This window comes from Nocardia huaxiensis (assembly GCF_013744875.1).
Lineage (GTDB): Bacteria > Actinomycetota > Actinomycetes > Mycobacteriales > Mycobacteriaceae > Nocardia > Nocardia huaxiensis.
Window position 1 is genome coordinate 4886695 of sequence record NZ_CP059399.1, and the last position, 21089, is coordinate 4907783.

A 21089-nucleotide genomic window follows, 5' to 3' on the forward strand; every position below is an offset into this window, starting at 1 on the left:
GAATGTCCACAATCGATACGCAACGGTCGGCGGAATCGCCGACCGCGCCGAGTCGCTGGCTGCTGCCCATCATCTTGGGCGGCACCATGCTCAATATTCTCGATACCTTCGTCGTCAATGTGGCGCTGCCGACGCTGAGTTCGACCCTGCACGCCGGTACCGCCGCGCTGGAATTGGTGATCGCCGGGTATATCGTCGCGTTCGCGTGCCTGCTGGTCATCGGCGGTCGCCTCGGTGACATCTTCGGGCGTCGCCGGGTATTCATCATCGGCATGGCCGGTTTCGTCGTGGCCTCCACGGTGTGTGGCGTGGCGACCTCGGTGGAGGTGCTGATCGCGGCGCGGGTCGCACAGGGCGCGGCCGGAGCGCTGATGGTGCCGCAGACCCTGTCCATGATCCAGGTGCTGTATCACGGGGAATCACGACAGAAGGTGCTCGGCCTGTTCGGCATGGCCAATGGCATTTCCGCGGCGGTCGGCCAGATACTGGGTGGGCTGCTGATTTCCGCGGATATCTTCGGGCTGTCGTGGCGATTCGCCTTCCTGATCAATATTCCGTTCGGCATCGCCGGCGTGCTGGCGGCCCGGAAGGTTCTTCCCGAGACGCGCGCGCCGCAGGCGACGACGATCGACGGTGCCGGCGCTGCGCTGCTGGGGGGCGCAATGGTGCTGCTGTTGATCCCGCTGACCGTTGGGCGCGAACAGGATTGGCCGGCCTGGTGCTGGGTGCTGCTGGCCGCGTCGGTGGCGGTGATCGGGCTGTTCATCGTGGTCGAACGCCGCATCGAGGGACGGGGCGACATGCCGTTGCTGCCCATGTCGCTCATGCGGGTGAAAGGGGTGAACCGCGGGCTGCTGGTGTGTTTCGCGATCTTCGCGGCCTCCGGCGCGCTGCTGCTCACGTTGACCGTGGCGTTGCAGTACGGCCTGCACTACAGCCCGGTGAAGGCCGGATTGACGCTCGGCCCGTACACGGTGGCGCTGCTGGTCGGCGCGCTGGTCTCGCGGCATCTGGTGGCGAAGTTCGGGCGGACGGCCCTGTTCGCGGGCGGTGCTCTCGTGACCGCCGCATGCCTGGTGATGGCGGTGCAGATGAACACCGGCTTCGAATCGCTGACGCCGCTGAGCATCGCGCCGGTGCAGGCCGTCATCGGATTCGGCCAGGCGCTGTTGATGATTCCGCTGCTGGGCATCGTGCTGGCCGAGGTGCCCGTCGCGGCGACCGGCGCCGCCAGTGGCGCGTGGTCCACGACCAAGGAGGTCGCGGTGGCGTTCGGTGTGGCCGGCGTGGGGGCGCTGTTCTTCACCGTGGCCGCGGATCACGGCTTCGGCCCGGCCACGGCGGTGGCCGCGATCGCCGAGGCGGTGCTGGCCGCGATTGCCGCGGTCGCGGTGCTGACGCTGCCGGTGCCTGCCGCCGCTGCCTGATTCGTTTACCGCTACTGCCGCGAAAGCGGTGCGGCAGTAGCGGGGCGTACCTCGAATTCAATTGGTTCACTGGAAATTAGGGGATGATCCCTGGTGTACGACGCAATCGCGGTTGTCGGGCTGTCCTGCCGGGTCCCCGGAGTCGATTCACCGTCCGCTCTCTGGCAGCTCGTGTGCGAGGGCGGATCCACTGTCGGTGAAATACCGCGTGCCAGATACGGATTGCTCGGCGCCGCCTACGACGTGGACGAACCCATTGTCGGATCGTTCTTCTCCGAACCGCATGCGTTCGACCATGAATTCTTCGAACTGCCGGCGGCCGAAGCCGCGATCATGGATCCGCATCAGCGGCTGATGCTGGAGCTGGCGTGGGAGGCGATCGAGGACGCGCGGGTCAAACCGTCCGTCTTGCGGGGGACTCGGACCGGCGTCTATGTGGGCGCGAGCAGCAGTGATTTCGCCGCGGTCATGGCCAGAATCGAGCGCGAGGCCGCCGATCCGACCATGCTGACGGGGCTCAACCGGGGCATCATCGCGAATCGAGTGTCGTTCGCGCTGGGCCTGAATGGTCCCAGTTTCACCGTTGATTCGGGTCAGTCGTCGTCACTGCTCGCGGTGCATCTGGCCGGCGAGAGCATCCGGTCGGGGGAGTGCGATATCGCCCTGGCCGGTGGCGTCCATCTGAATCTGGCGCATGACTCGACGACGGCCATGAAGTACGCCGGGGTGCTGTCGCCGGACGGGAAATGCTTCACCTTCGATGCACGCGCGAATGGCATCGTGCGAGGTGAAGGCGGCGGATTCGTCATGCTCAAGGCCCTCGACCAGGCGCTGGCCGACGGCGACCACATCTATGCGGTGCTGCCCGGCAGCGCCGTCAACAATGACGGGGCCTCCCCGCTGCTGACCGAGCCCGCCGCCGATTCCCAGGCGAGCGTCATCCGGGACGCACTCCGGCGCGCGGGTGTCGAACCGGAAACGATCGGCTTGATCGAATTGCACGGCACCGGAACTCGTGTCGGTGATCCGGTGGAAGCTCGAGCGCTGGGAGCGGTTTTCGGGCCGGGACGGCCGGCGGGCCAGCCTGTCGCGGTCGGTTCGGTCAAGACGAATATCGGGCACTGTGAGGGTGCGGCGGGCATTCTGGGTTTGATCAAGACGGTGCTGGCTGTCGAACACGGGGTGCTTCCGCCCAGTATCAACTTCGAGAACCCCAATCCGGCAATCGATTTCGAGCGATACGGGCTTGCGGTCCAGACGCGGCGCGCAGCCTGGGAGACCCGTGGCGGTCCTCGCATCGCCGGTGTCAGCAGCTTCGGGATCGGCGGAACGAACTGCCATGTGCTCGTCGCCGAGGCGTCACCGCGGGCGGCTGTCCCCGAAGCGGGCGGCGAACCCGAATTACCGTGCGTGCCCTTGCTTTTGAGCGCCAAATCGATGGCGTCGCTGCGCGGGCAGGCCGCACGATTGACGAGCATGCTCGACGAATGCCCGGACTTGTCGATGTCCGCGCTGGCTGGTTCTCTCGTCGATACCAGGGAAACCTTCGCGTTTCGTGCCGCGATATCGAGCCCGACCCGCGATGGGGTCCGCGCGGGTCTCGCGGAGATCGCCGCGGGCGTCCCGGGGGAGCACTCGGACATCGGCCGCGCCGTCGAATCCCCCAGGGGCACAGTCTTCGTCTTCCCCGGGCAGGGCGGGCAGTGGCTGGGCATGGGGGAGGCCCTCCTCGCGGAGAGCCCGGTGTTCCGGGCCGAGATCGAGGACTGCGACCGCGCCGTCCGAAGCCGGTTCGGCTGGTCGATCGCCGAGGTACTGCGGCGGGCCGACGGCGCGGCAGACCCGGAGCGCATCAGCGTCGTACAACCGGTCCTGTTCGCGGTGATGGCCGGCCTCGCCCGGCTGTGGGCGTCCTGGGGTGTGAAACCCGCAGCCGTCGTAGGGCATTCGCAAGGAGAGGTGGCCGCCGCGTATATCGCCGGATGCCTGACCCTCGACGATGCGATGGCCGTCATCTGCGTCCGCTCACGGTTGATGGAGACCGTCGAAACCGAGGGCGGCATGCTCTCGGTGCAGGCGCCGGTCGAGACGGTGCGGGGTGTGGCCGCGGACCTCGTCGCGGGTGTCTCCGTCGCGGCCGCCAACAGCCCGAGCGCTGTCGTTCTCAGTGGCGACCGGCAACGCCTGTCCGCCATCGCGGCGACGCTCGAGGCTGCCGGAATCCGTGCCCGCTGGATTGCTGTGTCGCGGGCATCGCACAGTGATCATGTTGCGGGCCTGGCCGATCCGATGCTGGCCGAGCTCGGCGGCATCGCCCCGACGGCGGGCGATATCCCGATGTACTCGACGGTGGACCCCGGCTGGATTCCGGGCGACCGGCTGACCGCCGAATACTGGTATCGGAATCTGCGCGAACAGGTGCGATTCCAGCAGGCCGTGGAGGACCTCGTTCGATCCGGGTATCGGCACTTCCTCGAGGTGAGTCCGCACCCGGTGCTGATCTCGAGCATCTCGGAGACCGTGACGTTTCGGCACGAACGAGCCGGTGTCACCGGCACTTTGGCGCGCGACCAGGGCGACCTCGGACGCCTGACCGCATCCGCCGTACGGTTCCACCTGCAAGGCGGACAGGTGGACTGGCCGGCCGGTCCCCTGCGGAATGCTCCCCGGCACCGAGTCCGGCTGCCGTCGTACGCCTTTCAGCATCAGGCACTGTGGCCCTCGGCGGCGGGGCTTCCCGATTCGTCCATCCCGCCGGCCCACGACGTCAGCGCGCAGCGCGTCGAAGATGTTCTGCTCTCCCAGATCTCAGCACTGGTCGGCGCAGCGAAATCACCGCTGGTGCACCTCGATGCGAAGTTCGGCGATATCGGCGTCAGCTCGGCCATGTCCGTCGAGCTCGCCACCCGGCTGAATTCGATTCTCGGAACCAGGGTTTCGAGCACCGTCGTCTTCGACTATCCCACCCCCGCGGCCTTGGCCGAACACCTGCGGGCGGGCGGCCCGGCGGACGGCGCCGCCCCGGACCCATCAACCCAGAGCTTAGGAACTTCCATGAGTAGCGACAAGATGCTGGAGAATCTGCGGTGGGTCACCGCGGAGCTGCAGAAGGCGCGACGCGAGAACCGCGAGCTGGAATCGGCCGCCGCCGAGCCGGTCGCCATTGTGGGCATGGGGTGCCGATTCCCGGGGGGTGTGGGTTCCCCGGAGGAGCTGTGGGACCTCGTCGCCGGAGCGCGGGACGTGATCGGCGACTTCCCGCACGACCGCGGCTGGGACCTGGACGGCCTGTTCGACCCCGACCCCGAGGCCACCGGCAAGTCCTACACGCGGTCGGGCGGATTCCTGTACGACGCGGCGGATTTCGATGCCGGGTTCTTCGGCATCAGTCCGCGCGAGAGCTTGGCCATGGATCCACAGCAGCGGCTGTTGCTGGAGGTGTCGTGGGAGGCCCTGGAGAGGGCGGGGATCGACCCGAAATCATTGCGGGGCAGCGACACCGGCGTCTACACCGGTCTGATGGCCGGATACGGCTACCACTCGACCGGCGTGGGGGACGTCGAGGGCTATCGGCTCACCGGAGGCGCGGCCAGCGCGGGATCGGGCCGGGTGTCCTACGCGCTGGGCCTGGAAGGCCCCGCGGTGACGGTGGATACCGCGTGCTCCTCGTCGCTGGTGGCCCTGCATCAGGCGGTGGCCGCGGTGCGCTCGGGGGAGTGCGGGCTGGCGCTGGTCGCCGGAGTCACGGTGATGTCGACCCCCGCGGTGTTCGTGGAATTCTCCCGGCAGCGTGGACTCTCGGCCGACGGCCGGTGCAAGTCGTTCGCGGCGTCCGCCGATGGCACCGGCTGGGCGGAGGGCGTCGGCGTGCTGGTGGTCGAACGACTGTCCGCGGCGGTGCGGCGCGGACACCGGGTGCTGGCCGTGGTCCGGGGCTCGGCCGTGAATCAGGATGGCGCGTCGAACGGTTTCACCGCACCGAACGGTCCCGCGCAGCAGCGGGTCATCCGGCAGGCGCTGGCGAACGCGCGACTCGCGGCGAGCGACGTCGACGTGGTCGAAGCGCACGGAACCGGGACCAGACTCGGCGATCCCATCGAGGCGCAGGCCCTGCTGGCCACCTACGGTCAGGACCGGGGCGCGGGCGGACCGCTGCTGCTGGGGTCGCTGAAGTCGAATATCGGTCACACCCAGGCGGCCGCCGGTGTCGCCGGTGTGATCAAGATGGTGCTGGCCATGCGGCACGGCGTGGCGCCCAAGACCTTGCACATCGACGCGCCCACACCACACGTGGATTGGTCGGCCGGGGCGGTCGAGCTGCTCGCCGAGCAGCGGGCGTGGCCGGAGACCGGACGGCTGCGGCGGGCGGCGGTGTCGAGTTTCGGGGTGAGCGGCACCAATGCGCATGTGATCCTCGAGCAGGCCCCCGCCCCGGACCCGGTGGAGGCGGAGACCTCGAATCCGGCCAGCGGTTCGGTGCCGTGGGTGCTGTCCGCGCGGAGCCGGGAAGCCTTGGCGGCGCAGGCACACGCGCTGTCGCGATTCGCCGCCGCGAACCCGTCCGCGGATGTGGCGGCGGTGGCGTCGGCGCTGCTGCGGACCAGGTCGCGATTCGAGCATCGCGCGGTGGTGATCGGCACGAACCTGGACGAACTCGTCTCGGGCGTGGCGGCGGTGGCAGATTCACGGTCGGCGCCCGGAGTCGTCGAGGGGGTGGCCGGAAACGGCAAGACCGTCTTCGTGTTTCCGGGGCAGGGCGCGCAGTGGCTCGGCATGGGACGCGAATTGCTCGACACCGCACCGGTATTCGCCCAGGCGATCGGCGACTGCGAACAGGCGTTCGCGCCGCTGGTGGATTGGTCGCTGTCGCAGGTGCTGCGGGAGGCCCCGGGCGCGCCACCGCTGGATCGCGTCGATGTGGTGCAGCCGGTGCTGTTCGCGGTGATGGTGTCGCTGGCGCGGCTGTGGCAGTCGATGGGCGTGGAACCCGCTGCGGTGGTGGGGCATTCGCAGGGCGAGATCGCCGCGGCCCACATTGCCGGTGGCCTGTCGCTGCAGGACGCGGCCCGGGTGGTGGTGTGCCGCAGCAGGCTGGTGCTGCGGGAGCTGGCCGGCGGTGGCGGCATGGCCACGGTGTCGCTGCCCGTGGACGCGGTCCGCGCCCGACTGGCGGACGCGGACCCCGGACTGGGGGTCGCCGCGGTCAATGGCCCGGGGTCGGTGGTGGTGTCCGGTGCGGCCGGTGCGCTGGACGGGTTCCTGCGCGCCTGCGAGAGCGACGGCGTGCAAGTGCGCAGGATCGCGGTGGACTATGCCTCGCACTCGCCGATGGTGGAGGTGCTGCGCGAGACGCTGCTGAGCGAACTCGCCGATATCGCGCCGCGCTCCGCGAACATCCCGTTCTACTCCACGGTGACCGCCGCACAAGCTGATACCAAGGACCTGGACGCCGCCTACTGGTACGCGAACCTGCGCGAGACGGTCCGCCTGGAGCAGACCACGCGACTGTTGCTGGAGACCGGGCACAGCGTGTTCATCGAGGTGAGCCCGCATCCGGTGCTGACCATCGGACTGCAGGGCACCTGTGAGGAAGCCGGTGACCGGGGCGCGGAGGCGGTGATCGTCGGATCCTTGCGCCGTGATCACGGCACGCTGACGGATTTCTCGGCCGCGCTGGCGCGAGTGTTCGTCTCCGGTGGTGCGGTGGAGTGGTCGCGGACGCTGCCGGAGCGTGGTGCTCACAGCGTGGATCTGCCCACGTATGCCTTTCAGCGGCAGCGGTATTGGCTCGAACCCGACATCGCCGGCGGCGACGTGACCGGCTTCGGGCTCGATGACGCCGCGCATCCGCTGCTGAGCGCGGTGGTCGAACTGCCCGAGCACGACGGCTGGGTGTTCACCGGCCGATTGTCGCTGCGCACCCACCCCTGGCTGGCCGACCACACGGTGGCCGGGGTGGCGCTGCTGCCCGGCACCGCCTTCGTGGAACTGGCCGTGCGGGCCGCCGGCGAAATCGGCTGCGGCGGTGTGCGCGAGCTCACCCTGCTGTCGCCCCTGGTATTGCCCGAGCACGGCGCGGTATCACTGCAGGTTCGGGTGTCGGCCGCCGATGAGACCGGGGCCCACACGATTTCGATCATGTCGCGGGATGAGTCCGGAACCCGGGTACTGCACGGACAGGGCACACTGGCGACGGTCCCGGTGACGTCCGAACCCGCGGTCCCCTGGCCACCCGCCGACGCCACCGCCATCGATCTCGACGGTGTGTACGACCGGCTCTCGGATCTGGGCTATGGCTACGGCCCGGTCTTCCGGGGCCTGCGCGCGGCGTTCCGCCGCGGCGCGGAAGTCTTCGTCGACGCGGTCCTGCCCGAACCCGCACCCGCCGGCGAGTACGGGATCCACCCGGCCCTGCTGGATGTGGTGTTGCACGCGGTCTTCCTGGGCGAGTTCGCCGAGGGCCTGGTGCTGCCGTTCGCCTGGAGCGGGGTGTCGCTGCGACAGGCCGGTGCCGGGGCGGTGCGGGCTCGGATCGCCTCGACCGGCCCCGGCGCCGTCTCGGTGGAGGTCGTCGACACCGCTGGGCGGCCGGTGTTCGCGGCCGAGTCGCTGACCATGCGTGCGATGTCGGCGCAGGAGCTGTCGAGCGCCAATCGCGACGGACTGTTCCGCGTCGAGTGGTCGCCGGTCGCGGCCGAACCGCTGCCGGTGTCGACCGGGTCGTGGGCCGAGCTCGACCCCGAACGGACGATGCCCGACATCGTCGTTCTCGACTGCGGCGCCGGGGCAGCCGACGCGGTCCGCGACCTGCTCGCCGAGGTGCTGTCCGCTGTGCGGCAATGGCTTTCGCAGGACCGCTATCGATCCTCGACCCTGCTGGTGCGCACCCGCGGCGCGGTCGCGCTCGCCGGGGAGGACCTCACCTCGCCCGCGGGCGCGGCGGTGTGGGGGCTGGTGCGTTCGGCGCAGGCGGAGGACCCGGGCCGGATCGTGCTGGCCGATGCCGAGGGGGAGTTCGACGCCGCCGCCGTGCTGGCTTCGGGCGAACCGCAGGTGGTGGTGCGGGCGGGCACGCTGCATGCCGCCCGGCTCCGGCGCGTCACCGCCTCGGCGCGGTCCTCGACGGCCCTGTCGGCCGCGGACACCGTCGTGATCACCGGTGGCACCGGCACAGTGGGTGCGCTGCTGGCGCGTCACCTGATCGTCGAGCACGGGGTACGGCAATTGGTCCTGACCAGCCGCCGGGGACCCGAGGCGCCGGGTGCGCGAGAGCTGGTCGCCGAGCTGACCGAACTGGGCGCGTCCGTGACCGTGGTGGCCGCCGATCTCGCCGATCGCGCGGCCGTCGGTGAGCTGTTCGCACACATCGGAATCGACCGGACGCTGGCGGTGATTCACGCCGCCGGCGTCCTCGACGACGGCGTGATCGGATCATTGACCCCGCAGCGCCTCGACACGGTGCTGGCACCGAAAGTCGATGCCGCGCTGCATCTGCACGAAGCCACGCTCGGGCGCCCGGTGTCGGCGTTCGTGCTGTTCTCCTCGGCCGCAGGCGTTTTCGGGACTCCCGGGCAGGCGAACTACGCGGCCGCCAACGCCTTCCTCGACGCCTTCGCGGTGTACCGGCGTGGCATCGGGCTGCCGGCGCAATCCCTGGCGTGGGGTCTGTGGGCCCAATCCAGTGGCATGACAGGACATCTCGGCACGGCCGACGCCGCCCGCCTGGCCCGGGGCGGGCTGGCGCCGATGTCATCGGAGCAAGCGCTCGAGCTGTTCGATCTGGCCCTGGCCGAGGGCGGGGCGAACACGCTGACCGCCCGCCTGGACCTCGGCGCCCTGCGCGCTCAGGCCGATTCGGCCGGTGTGCCGGCGCTACTGCGCAGCCTGATTTCCACAGGCGGCACACGGGTTTCGCGGAGTGCCGGGCCCGTCGAGGCAGATGTGGCGCAACGCCTGGCAGGGCTGCCCGAATCCGAACAGCGGCAGGTGATCAGCGCGCTGGTGCGCCAGCAGATCGCCGCCGTCCTCGGGCACAGCGATGTCGCCACCGTCGACGGCGAGCAGAACTTCCGCGATCTCGGCTTCGATTCGCTCACCGCGGTCGAGGTGCGCAACCGCCTCAAAATCGTGACGGGACTGACGCTTTCGGCCACCCTCCTTTTCGACTATCCGACCCCCGCGGCGCTCGCCGAGCACCTGCGGGTGGCCGTCCTGGCGAAGGCCGATACGCAGGGCGTCGACGGCGCGCTCAGGGAAATGGAGCGGTACTTCGACGCCGCACCGACCGATGAATCCGCCCGAACCATGGTCAAACGGCTGGAAGACCTCCTGCTCCGCTATCGAGACGCGACGACCGACAGCACCGCCGCGGTGGGCGAGATGGATGTCGAATCGGCGTCGGAGGACGAGTTGCTGGAATTCATCAACACAGAGCTGAGGAATGTCCATGAGTAACGAGAAGATGCTGGAGAACCTGCGGTGGGTGACCGCGGAGTTGCAGAAGACCCGCCGTGACCATCGAGAGCTGGAATCGGCTGCGTCCGAACCGATTGCGATCGTGGGGATGGGATGCCGCTTTCCGGGCGGGGTCACCTCGCCCGAGCAGCTGTGGGAGCTGGTCGCCGACGCGCGGGACGTGATCGGCGAGTTCCCGGGCGATCGCGGCTGGGACGTGGACGGGCTGTACGATCCGGACCCGGCCGCTGCCGGGCGGACCTACACGCGGTCGGGCGGATTCCTGTACGACGCAGCCGAATTCGACGCCGGATTCTTCGGGATCAGCCCGCGCGAAGCCCTCGCGATGGATCCGCAGCAGCGGCTGCTGCTGGAGGTCTCGTGGGAGGCGCTCGAGCGGGCCGGGATCGACCCGAAATCGTTGCGGGGCAGCGATACCGGTGTCTACACCGGCGTCATGTACCACGACTACGCGGGCCGCATGCGGGAGGTGCCGCGCGAGGTCGAGGGCTACCTCGGTTTCGGCAGCGCCGGCAGCGTCGCCTCCGGGCGCGTGTCCTATGTGCTGGGGCTGGAAGGGCCCGCGGTGTCGGTGGACACCGCGTGCTCATCGTCGCTGGTGGCCCTGCATCAGGCGGTGTCCGCGCTCCGGTCGGGGGAGTGCGGGCTCGCGCTGGTCGCCGGTGTGACGGTGATGTCGACACCGGTGAACTTCGTGGAATTCTCCCGGCAGCGCGGGCTTTCGGCCGATGGCCGGTGCCGGGCGTTCGCCGCGTCCGCGGACGGGACCGGATGGGCCGAGGGCGCGGGCGTGCTGGTGGTGACCCGGCTGTCCGAGGCGCTGCGGCGTGGCCACGAGGTGCTGGCGGTGGTGCGCGGGTCGGCGGTGAACCAGGACGGCGCGTCCAACGGACTGTCCGCGCCCAACGGTCCCTCGCAGCAGCGCGTGATTCGGCGGGCACTGGCGAACGCGCGCGTGTCGCCCGCCGAGGTCGACGTGGTCGAGGCGCACGGAACCGGCACCACGCTGGGTGATCCGATCGAGGCGCAGGCCCTGCTGGCCACCTACGGCCAGGACCGGCGTTCGCCGCTGCTGCTGGGCTCGCTCAAGTCGAATATCGGTCATACCCAGGCGGCGGCGGGAGTGGCCGGTGTGATCAAGATGGTCATGGCCCTGCGGCACGGGGTGGTGCCACCGACCCTGCATGTCGATGAGCCGACGCCGCACGTGGATTGGACGGCGGGTGCTGTCGAGCTGGTGACCGAGGCAGTGCCGTGGCCGGAGGTGGATCGGCCGCGGCGGGCGGCGGTGTCGAGTTTCGGTGTGAGCGGGACCAATGCGCATGTGGTGCTCGAACAAGCGCCGGTGGTCGAGGCGGCTGCTGCGGTGTCATCGGCTCCGCTCGACATGCCGGTTCCATGGGTGCTGTCCGCGCGCAGCCGGGACGCACTGGCAGGGCAGGCGCGCGCCCTGGCGCGGTTCATTGCCGACCACCCGTCGGTGGATGTGTTCGATGTGGCTGCCGCACTGGTGGATACGCGTTCGCGGTTCGAACATCGCGCGGTGGTGACGGCTGCCGATCGGGACGGGCTCGTCTCGGGTCTTCAGGCCGTAGCCGGTGCGGAGCCGGCGTCCGGTGTGGCCGAAGGGGTGGCCGGAGCCGGTGGGACGGCGTTCGTGTTCCCGGGGCAGGGCGCGCAGTGGCTCGGCATGGGACGCGAACTCTACGAGGCATTTCCGGAGTTCGCTAGCGAATTGGACAGGGTCGCAGCGGCATTGGACACGCGACTGGGCTGCTCACTCCGGTCGATCATGTGGGGTGACGACGAAACACTCTTGAACAGAACCGGTTTCACGCAGGCGGCACTGTTCGCCGTGGAGGTCGCACTCTTCCGGCTGCTGGCCGGCTGGGGTGTGCATCCAGACTTCGTTGCCGGGCACTCGATCGGTGAACTGGCCGCCGCGTATGTCTCGGGCGTGTGGTCGCTCGAGGACGCCGCCACACTCGTGGCCGCGCGCGGCCGTCTCATGGACGCCCTGCCGGCGGGCGGTGTGATGGCGGCAGTGCAGGTCGGCGAAGCGGAGGTGCTGGCGCTGCTGACCGACGACTGCGGGGTGGCCGCCGTCAACGGACCGGATTCGGTGGTCGTGTCCGGTGCCGGGGAAGCGATCGCGAAGATCGTCGAGACACTGCGGGCGCAGGGGCGGCGGACGAAACAATTGACCGTGTCGCATGCGTTCCACTCGCCGCTCATGACGCCCATGCTGGACGAATTCGCCACTGTCGCACAGGGTATCGCCTACGCCGAGCCGCGCATTCCGATCGTGTCCACCCGCACCGGCGCCCTCGCGGACGAGTCGCTGCGCACGCCCGCACACTGGGTCGACCATGTGCGTGACACGGTGCGGTTCGCGGACGGCATCGAATCGCTGGGCGCGCTGGGCGTGACCCGCTTCGTCGAGCTGGGTCCGGCGGGCGGTCTGTCCGCGCTGATCGAACAGGCCGTGAATCGACAGGATCTGGTGACGGTGTCCGCCCTGCGGCCGGGGCACAGCGAATCGGCCACCGTGCTCGCGACCCTCGCCCAAATCGAGGTGTCCGGCGGTGGCGTGGACTGGCCATCGGTGCTGCGGGGTCGTGGCGGCCGCCGGGTGGACCTGCCGACCTATGCGTTTCAGCGGCAGCGGTACTGGCTCGAAACCGACACCGCCGCAGGTGATGCGGCGAGTCTCGGCCTCGGAGACGCCAGACATCCGCTGCTGGGTGCGGTGGTGGAGCTGGCCGAGGACGAGGGCTGGGTGTTCACCGGGCGCGTGTCCCTGCGGACCCATCCCTGGCTGGCCGATCACGCCGTGGACGGTGCGGTGTTGTTGCCCGGCAGCGCATTCGCCGAACTGGCATTGCGAGCCGCACGAGAGGTCGGGTGCGGCGGAGTGCGTGAGCTGACGCTGGTCGCACCATTGGTGATACCCGAGCACGGCGGCGTTTCGCTACAGGTACGTGTCTCCGCTGCCGATACTGCTGGGGCACACGCCATCTCGATCACCTCGCGCACGGGCGACGCGCCCCGCGTCCTGCACGGGCAGGGCACGCTGGCTCTGATACCGGTGTCGCACGAATCGTCGGTGAACGAGCTGCCCGCCGGCGCGAGCGAGGTCGATGTGGCCGACGGCTACCGCCGGCTCGCGGACAACAAGATCGACTACGGCCCTGCGTTCCGTGGCGTTCGAGCCGCATGGCGGGTGGGGGAGGAGGTCTTCGCGGAAGTACAGCTGCCCGACGTGGTCCTAGGGGAGGCAAGCGGTTTCGCTGTTCATCCCGCGCTGCTGGATGCCGCGATTCACTCCCTGGCGATCGGCGACCGCCCGGGAGGCGAGATCGGCCTCCCGTACTCCTGGAGTGACCTGAGCCTGCGCACCACCGGGCCGTCCGCCGTGCGCGTCCACGGCCGCAAGGCCGGCGCGGACTCGTGGACTCTCGCACTCAGCGACCTCGACGGACGCGTGGTCGGCACGGTCGGGAATCTCATGACTCGGGCCGGCGGTCCCACAACGGATTCGCTGTACACCCTCGACTGGCGGGAACTGGATGCACAGCCCGGCGAAGACCTGGCGAGTGAATGGGTCGTCGACGGCACCGACCTTTACGCCGTGCTCGACAGAGCGGATATCTTCTGCCGGTTCTCCGTGGAGAGTGTCGCGGAGATCGCCGGCGACAGTGATTCGGGAACGCGGGTCGTCCGAACCGTCAGATCAAAGCGTCACGCGAACGGGACAGCCGGCTCCGCATTCGAGATCTCCTGCCGCGTCCTGGATTTGGTGCAGGAATGGAATTCGGTCGCACGGCCGAACCGGTCCCGGCTGATAATCCTCACCGAAAACGCGGTATCGGTGAACGGTTCCGAGGAACTCGACCTCGCGGCCGCCGCAGTCTGGGGCCTGGTGCGGTCCGCGCAAACCGAACATCCCGATTCAATGGTGCTCGTAGACACCGACGGAAACTATGACTCGCTCAGAGCGCTCGTCGACGCCGTGGCTTGCGGGGAATCACAGATCGCCATCCGCGATGGACGCGCGTACGCGCCGCGACTGATCAACGCGCAGCCCTCCCTCACCGAATTCGACGGTTTCGCCGGCACCGTGCTGATCACCGGCGGCACCGGCGCACTGGGCGCTGCCGTCGCCCGCCATCTGGTCGAGAAATACCGGACGCCGAGCCTGCTGCTCGTAAGCCGTGCCGGACTCACGGCTCCCGGCGCAATCGATCTGAAGCGGGAACTACTGGCGGCCGGTGCCACAGCGGTCGAGGTCGTGGCCTGCGATATCGCGGACCGTGGCGCGGTGCGCGCGCTGCTCGACACCATTCCCGCGGCATATCCCCTGCAGGGAATAGTGCATGCGGCAGGCGTACTGGCCGACAGCGCGATCGAATCGATGTCCGCCGCCGATATCGCAACCGTGTTCCGCCCCAAGGTCGACGCCGCCATGAACCTCTTCGAATCAACCGCCGACTACGACCTGTCGGCCTTCGTCCTGTTCTCCTCGATCGCCGGCGTTCTCGGTGGCGCAGGACAGGCGAATTACGCAGCCGCCAATGCATTCCTGGACGGCCTGGCCGAATACGGGCAGATGCGTGGCCGCAAGGTCACCTCCCTGGCGTGGGGGCTGTGGAAGCAATCCGGCGGCATGACAGGACATCTGCGCGAGAGCGACCTGCTGCGCATGAAACGGCTTGGAATCGAGGCTCTGACCGAAGCCGAGGGACTGCACCTGTTCGACCTGGCCTTGCGCTCCGACGACGCCACCCTGGCCCCGGTGCGGCTCTCGAAGCGAAACCTGGTGTCTGCCAAGACGAACCGCGCTGACACCGAGCAAACCTTCGCCGCCGAGATCCGCGGCCACAGCGGCGAAGAACGCGAGCGCGCCCTCCTGGACGTGGTCCTGGATTCCGTCTCGGGCGTACTCGGCTACCGCCCCGAGGAAGTCGATACGGAGCGAAACATCCACTTCAGCGAGCTCGGCCTGGATTCTCTCACCGCCATCGAATTCCGCAACAGATTGAAAATCGTCACCGGCCTCACCCTCCCCTCGACCCTGATCTTCGATTACCCCACTGTCGCGGAACTGGCCGCACATCTCGGCGAACAGCTTGAAGGAACGGTGAATTCATGAATCCCAGCATCGACAGGCTGATCGACCCGGAGTCCTTCACCGAATTCTCCGCCGACACGATCGCCGCGGACGCCGCCGCGTGCGAAAGCGCGGGCGCGGGCGGCTTCTGGTCCGTCGAACGACTGCACGACCCCTTCCTGCCCCTCGCCTACGCCGCGGCCGCGACGACAACCATCGCCCTCGGCACCTCCGTCACAGTCGCCCTGTCCCGCAGCCCGATGACCCTCGCCTACGCCGCCCACGACCTGCAAGCCCTGACCAAGGGCCGCTTCATCCTCGGCCTGGGCCCCCAGCACCAGAGCCACGTCGCCAACCGCTTCTCGATGCCCTCCGACCGGCCACTGGGACGGATGCGCGAGTACGTCGGGGCGCTGCGAGCGATCTGGAAGAGCTGGAACACCCACCGCCCCCTCAACTTTCGCGGCCAGTTCTACACGCACACCCTCATGCCGCCCTACGTCAGCCCACCCCCCAACCCCTACGGCCCACCCCGCATCTTCCTGGCCGCGGTCGGCCCCAAAATGGCCGAACTCGCCGGCGAAATCGCCGATGGCGTTATCGCCCCGCCCTTTTCAACCGTCAAACACCTGACCGAGGTCCTGCTCCCCGCCGTCGAACGCGGCCTGACCAGATCCGGCAGAACCCGCGCCGACTTCACGATCATGTGCCTGCCCATGACCATCGTCGGCGACTCACCCCTCGAACAGGAAACAGCGGCAGCCAGCGCCCGCCTGCAACTGGCCTTCCACAGCAGCCCCGCCGACGCCCGCGCCCTCTTCGACCTCCACGGCCTCGCCCACCTCGGCGACCAAGTCACCGAAATCTTCCTCTCCGGCGCCCCCGACCAGCCCCAACGCATGCAACGCCTGATCACCGACGAAATCCTCGACCTGTTCACCCTCACCGGCCGCCACGACGACATACTCGGCAAAACCCGAACCCGCTTCGCGCACATAGCCGACCGAATAGCACCCGTCCTCTACACAGCCGAACCACACCACGGCCAAGCCCTGACCACAGCCCTCCGCGCCACCACCCGCACCCCGTAATCCCCCGCCCCACCACCCGTTTTGGCGTATACCCCCCTCCCCGTGTAGCGTTCTCTGTACCGACGCGGGGTGGAGCAGCTCGGTAGCTCGCTGGGCTCATAACCCAGAGGTCGCAGGTTCAAATCCTGTCCCCGCTACTAGGAAAACGGCCCGGAACCTACTGGTTCCGGGCCGTTTTCGCGTTGGTTTGGCATCACGTTTGGCATCATTAGCCAAACTCAGTTTCATGGATGCGGTGCCGTCGCAGGGGTTTCGCGGCGTCTCGGCATGTAGCTGCCGGCGCGGGCGGCGGCGTCTTCGTCCATGCCGGGCACGACGTGCTGGTGGGTCTTCATGGTGAAGGCGACGTCGGCGTGCCCGGCGCGCTGGCTGACCACCTTCGGGCTGACCCCGGCCATCGGCGAGGCTGTGATGTAGGTGTGGCGGAGGTCGTAGAAGCGGATCTCGGGGAGTCCGGCGCGGGCGGCGAGCCGCTTGAAGCGTTCCCGGATCGAATCGGGGTGCACGGGGCGGCCAGCCGAACCCTACCTGCAAGCAGACTGCTTCAATGTGAGCTATATCACACCAGTACCCGACTGCTCGAACCGCCAGCCGCCCACATTCTCAGGGGCTCGACACCGGCGGCTACCTATGCAGAGTGATGCTCATCATATTTGAAACGTATGCACTTCACATATGCATGGGGGTCCGTACGGTACCGAGCGGGGTGGGAACTCATGGCCAACGCTGACATCTGCGCGCTGCGGCTTCACGTAGACCTGCTCTACCTGCGGAACAACGCGTTCCACCATACGAAGAGAGATTTCATCACGTGAAGAAGACCTGGTTGGCGCTGCCGCTCGCCGCACTGTCCATACTTGCCGCAGCCGCGGTCCCCGCGGCCGCCGATCCTGCTGAGGCCAAGCCGAAGGTGTCCGTCGGTCGGGCAGAAAACGGTCGTGCCATCAAGGACATCTATGTCGTCGCGGTGAAGGACGGGGTGGATATCGACAAGGTGCTGTCGAACGCGAAGATCAAGGAAACCAAGGTCGTATCACCCGGGCTGAATTCCTTCAGCGCGAAGCTTTCGAAGCATCAGGTCGAAGCGCTGCAAGAGGATTCGGGGGTTGAAGTGATCCTCGAGGACCGATGGATAGTAACCAGCTCGGCGACGGGTATGGAGAACTGGCACCTTCCGGCCGACGAACCGGCTCCCGGGTGGGCGGCCGATCGAATCAACCAGGCGGCGCTGCCCCTGGACAACAGCTACACCACGACCGCCACCGGCGCCGGCGTCACGGCCTACGTCATCGACGGTGGCATCGACATCACTCACCCAGACTTCGGCGGGCGAGCCTCCGAGGGCATCACCGACATCATCACCGAGCCGCAAACCGCCGCTTGTGGGGGCTTCCAGCACGGCACCGGTGTCGCAGGCGTGCTGGGCGGCACCAAGTACGGCGTGGCCAAGCAGGCCAAGTTGGTCTCCCTCCGCATAACCGGCTGCGACGGGAGGTCCACCATGACAAACGTGCACAAGGCCCTGAACTGGGTGTTGGGGCATGCCCAGAAGCCCGCTGTGGTGAACCTATCGTTCAATGTCGACGGACCTGGCAACATATTCGACCAATGGGAGTCTCTGGTGCTGCGCGGGTTGGTCAACAACCTTGCGGAAAATGGCATGTTCATCACGAATTCCACAAGCAATCGCGGAAATGACGCATGCCTTGCCTACCCCGCCGAGGCGGCGGGAGTGGTTGCGGTCGCACATACGGATAAGAACGACCACGCTGCCGACAGCTCGGACTGGGGACCCTGCATCCAACTCTATGCACCCGGCGAGTGGGTCCCCATGCCGATGGCTGGTGGCGGCTTCGCGATCGGTAGGGGTTCGTCCTTCGCCGCGCCGATGGTCTCCGGCGTCGGGGCCCTGTACAAGTCCACCTACGGCGACGCCCACCACACGGTGATCACCAACTGGATCAAGGACAAATCCACCAAGGACGTGGTGCTGCCCAAGCTCAACGGCAACGCTACCCCGAACACGGTGAACCGCCTCCTCAACACCGGCGGCCTGTAACCGTCAAGGCGAACCGCCCGCGAGACACCGCCCGCTCAACGACAGGTTGATCGACGGTCCGCGGAAAGCTCCCGGAAGCACGAATAACAGTGCGCCGCAACCAACCTCGGTCGCGGTGCACTGCTGTATCACCCGGAGAAATGTTCAACCTCTGTCGCATCGGCGATCCCGCCACCGCCGAACCCGCCGAGCACAAGCCGAGGATCACCGTAGATAAGGCTGAACGCGGTCGTGGCGTCCCCAACGTCCATCTCGTCGCGGTGAAAGACGGCGCGAATATCGACGGGGTGCTGTCGAACGCGAAAATCAAGGAAACCACCGTGAAGTCGGCCGTCCTGAATCTCCCCCGGGTTCGTGCTCACTCTCTTTACTGCATGCATGCGGGCGAGTGCCCACGACGCGCAGCTGCGTGAGTTGATCACGAGCGGTATGACGAGGATCGCCGACCGCGTGGCGCTGCTGCTGGCCGCCGATCCGGTTGCGGCACCGACGGTTTCCGCGCCCTCCACCACCCTGCGGGCGCCCATCGGTATGACGATCGCCACCGGGCAGCATGCCGATCTGCTGCTGGGGGAGGGCGAGAGCAGGGACCGGTCGCTACAAGCGCTGGCGGGGATTTGGCGGCATGCGCTGTGGCAGGCTTCGTGATCGGCCGGTGCGGTCACGCACCGCCCGGCTCGCCCGATTGCGGCGGCGCTGAGCCCCTGTCAGGGCCGACTGCTCGCTACTTCTCGACGCGATACCGATCCCCAAATCCGCCGTGTTTGGCAACGGATTTGGCAACCGAACACGGCGGAATCCAGCGAAAGGGGTGGAACGATAAGGACAAACCGGTACGGGCGACACCCCGCTGACCGGCACAGATGGGATTCTGCGGTACCCGCCGACCCGCATGGGAACGTGTCCTCATGAGCTCATAACCCAGAGGTCGCAGGTTCAAATCCTGTCCCCGCTACTAGGGAAACGGCCCCGGAACCACTGGTTCCGGGGCCGTTTTCATTGCCTTCTATTGTTCGAGGGCTGTCAGGGTGGCGGTGTCCAGGGCGAGCCGGGACCGCCATCGCGAAGAGCATGCCCATCGGGTACCGGTGAGTCGTGCCGTTCGAGGGCATCGGAGACCGGCAGGGGCGGGAGAGTTGTTGCGGGCACGGGCACTCCGAGAATCTGGCGTGAGAACCCTCATCGATTCCCGAAAGTGCCTGTGCCCACCCGCATCTGGTGCGGATTGTCGCGCAATAGCATCAGTGCGGGTCTGTGGAGGTCGGGTGAGAACGCCGTGACCCGCCCGGTTCAGCCGGGCGGCGTTTCGACCTGAACTGCCAGACCGCTACGCATGGCAAGCCGGAACGGACACCGACTGCATATTCGATTTGGAGATCCATCCACGGTTTCGGAATGCGGTCTCGACAGAGTGCCAATCATTATTTGAGTTGTTTGCCAGGTGGCAAATCACGTGGAGCATCTGCCCTTTCGATACCGTTGTTCCGGTGGGATCGCATACTGGCCTCTCACCTCCGCGTAGGTTACGGGATTCTTGTCCGGAAAATAATTGCACCTGGTTTCCGCGTTCGCGACGGGCGCCCTGCCGCTGGCGCCAGCGCTCCGAAGAGGGTGGCGGGGTCGTGGGTGCTACTCGCGTTGGGGATCGCGGCGGTGCTGACGTATTGCATTGCCACAGCATCGGCACGGTTGGTGGCGGCGTCTCCGGTGTTGGGTGGGACGTATGGGTACGGGCGAAAGGCTATGTCCACCGCGCCCAGCCGCGGCACATCGTGCGACGGCACGCGTGAATTCTGTGACATGGGATCCGATCGGGAAAATGAGTCGGGCGGTTGTTGTTTCGTGCGAGCGTCCCGTGCAGCCGATGAATCGTGCTGGGGCCGAAGGTCCCTGGTCCTCGGGGACGTTGGACTCGTGTGGTCCCCGTAGCCGTGGTGGAAACTTCCAGTCGCCGGATAACCGGCAGACCTGTCCGCGACGAACCACTACAAGGTTGACCGTTACCCCTGCCAACCAGAGTGGCCCGTCCACCCCGCAAATGCGTCGCGGACAGGTCTTTTCGCCATCGGCCTGGGAAGTTCTCGCACCTTCGACGAATGGAATGCAGTCATGCGAACAGCGCGAGATATCACTGGTCGTGGCGACCCCGTGCTTCACCGAGATCGCGGCCATGGACCTGGAATCACACCTCCCCCGGATCGCGAGTTTCTGGGCACGAGCACTGCTTCGGCATGCGGAGCCGACCGCTGCTCGGGCCAAGATCCAAGGGGAGCGCATCGCACGCGCGATGCTTCGCCGCTTGACCGGCACGGGTGAAATCCACGGAACGGGGCCGGGTTTCGTTCCGCTCGCCGCCGTGCGGCTGCGGTCGCGTCAGAATTGAGCGGACGCGTTCGGAGGCGGTGCGGCGGCCCTTTCCGTCTCGCGCAGTAGGGGCGAAAGTCCTTTCATCCGAGGACTATTCGGGAAGGAACTTCCAGCGTTTCCGCAGCTGTGACCGTATACCCTCGTGCGCCATGGTGTTCAGACTGCGAGCCGTTTCGTCCGATACGGCAGCCCGTGGTATGTCGATCCGCGAGTATCAGTACCAGACCCTGTCCGAAGTCGTAGATGCCTTGCGCCCCTTCGGTATCGCGCTGGATCCGGAACGGCTTCTCGCACAATCTGCGGATGGTAGATGGCAAATGGCTGTGGACAGCGAGAATGGACGGGCGACCCTCACTGTTTTCCTACCCGCCGATTAGACGATCCCGGTTGACATCAAGAAATTGCGGGGTCCAGCCGAATCGGTTGTGACCCCGCCGGAGACATAGACGCCCTCTACGGGCTGGTGCGCGCGGGCGTCGACTTCGTCGTCGACCCCGAGGATCTGGAACTCGACCCGGCCCCGCAGGCCGAACTCGACGATCCCGAGGCGGAGCCGTCGC

8 protein-coding genes, 1 tRNA gene and 1 pseudogene are annotated in these 21089 nt (G+C 67.6%); 8 read left to right on the forward strand and 2 right to left on the reverse strand.

Annotated features, from left to right (window positions below; translation table 11 throughout):
• The first annotated feature begins 2 nt into the window (after window positions 1–2).
• From H0264_RS22070 to H0264_RS22090, 5 genes and pseudogenes are all read left to right on the forward strand, one after another.
• On the forward strand, window positions 3–1427 hold the full coding sequence (locus H0264_RS22070) for an MFS transporter (RefSeq protein WP_181579293.1): 1425 nt from the start codon (window positions 3–5) through the stop codon (window positions 1425–1427).
• Window positions 1428–1526: 99 nt separating this feature from the next.
• Window positions 1527–9629, forward strand: a pseudogene (locus H0264_RS22075) (type I polyketide synthase); the annotation flags it as partial.
• Between the two features lie 244 nt (window positions 9630–9873).
• A complete protein-coding gene (locus H0264_RS22080; RefSeq protein ID WP_220139812.1) occupies window positions 9874–15054 on the forward strand; it encodes a type I polyketide synthase in 5181 nt (1726 codons plus the stop codon).
• Window positions 15051–16103, forward strand: coding sequence for a TIGR03617 family F420-dependent LLM class oxidoreductase (locus H0264_RS22085; protein WP_181579296.1), 1053 nt, complete (start codon window positions 15051–15053; stop codon window positions 16101–16103). Before H0264_RS22080 ends, H0264_RS22085 begins: the two co-directional genes overlap by 4 nt.
• A gap of 63 nt (window positions 16104–16166) precedes the next feature.
• A tRNA-Met gene (locus tag H0264_RS22090) sits at window positions 16167–16240 on the forward strand.
• A gap of 87 nt (window positions 16241–16327) precedes the next feature.
• On the opposite strand, the gene H0264_RS22095 is transcribed toward H0264_RS22090, so the two are convergent.
• Entirely contained in the window at window positions 16328–16609 is a 282-nt protein-coding gene (locus tag H0264_RS22095) for a tyrosine-type recombinase/integrase (protein ID WP_181579297.1), read from the reverse strand.
• Between the two features lie 305 nt (window positions 16610–16914).
• Here H0264_RS22095 and H0264_RS22100 point away from each other — a divergent pair, with 305 nt between their 5' ends.
• Window positions 16915–18162, forward strand: coding sequence for a S8 family serine peptidase (locus tag H0264_RS22100; protein WP_181579298.1), 1248 nt, complete (start codon window positions 16915–16917; stop codon window positions 18160–18162).
• Between the two features lie 128 nt (window positions 18163–18290).
• Here H0264_RS22100 and H0264_RS22105 read toward each other — a convergent pair whose 3' ends face one another.
• Window positions 18291–18524 (reverse strand): hypothetical protein, encoded by a 234-nt coding sequence (locus H0264_RS22105; RefSeq protein WP_181579299.1) that lies wholly within the window; start codon window positions 18522–18524, stop codon window positions 18291–18293.
• Window positions 18525–18540: 16 nt separating this feature from the next.
• Between H0264_RS22105 and H0264_RS22110 the strand changes: the two genes are divergently transcribed.
• Entirely contained in the window at window positions 18541–18810 is a 270-nt protein-coding gene (locus tag H0264_RS22110; RefSeq protein ID WP_181579300.1) for a hypothetical protein, read from the forward strand.
• Window positions 18811–20678: 1868 nt separating this feature from the next.
• Window positions 20679–20906 (forward strand): hypothetical protein, encoded by a 228-nt coding sequence (locus H0264_RS22115; RefSeq protein WP_181579301.1) that lies wholly within the window; start codon window positions 20679–20681, stop codon window positions 20904–20906.
• Window positions 20907–21089: the final 183 nt, after the last annotated feature.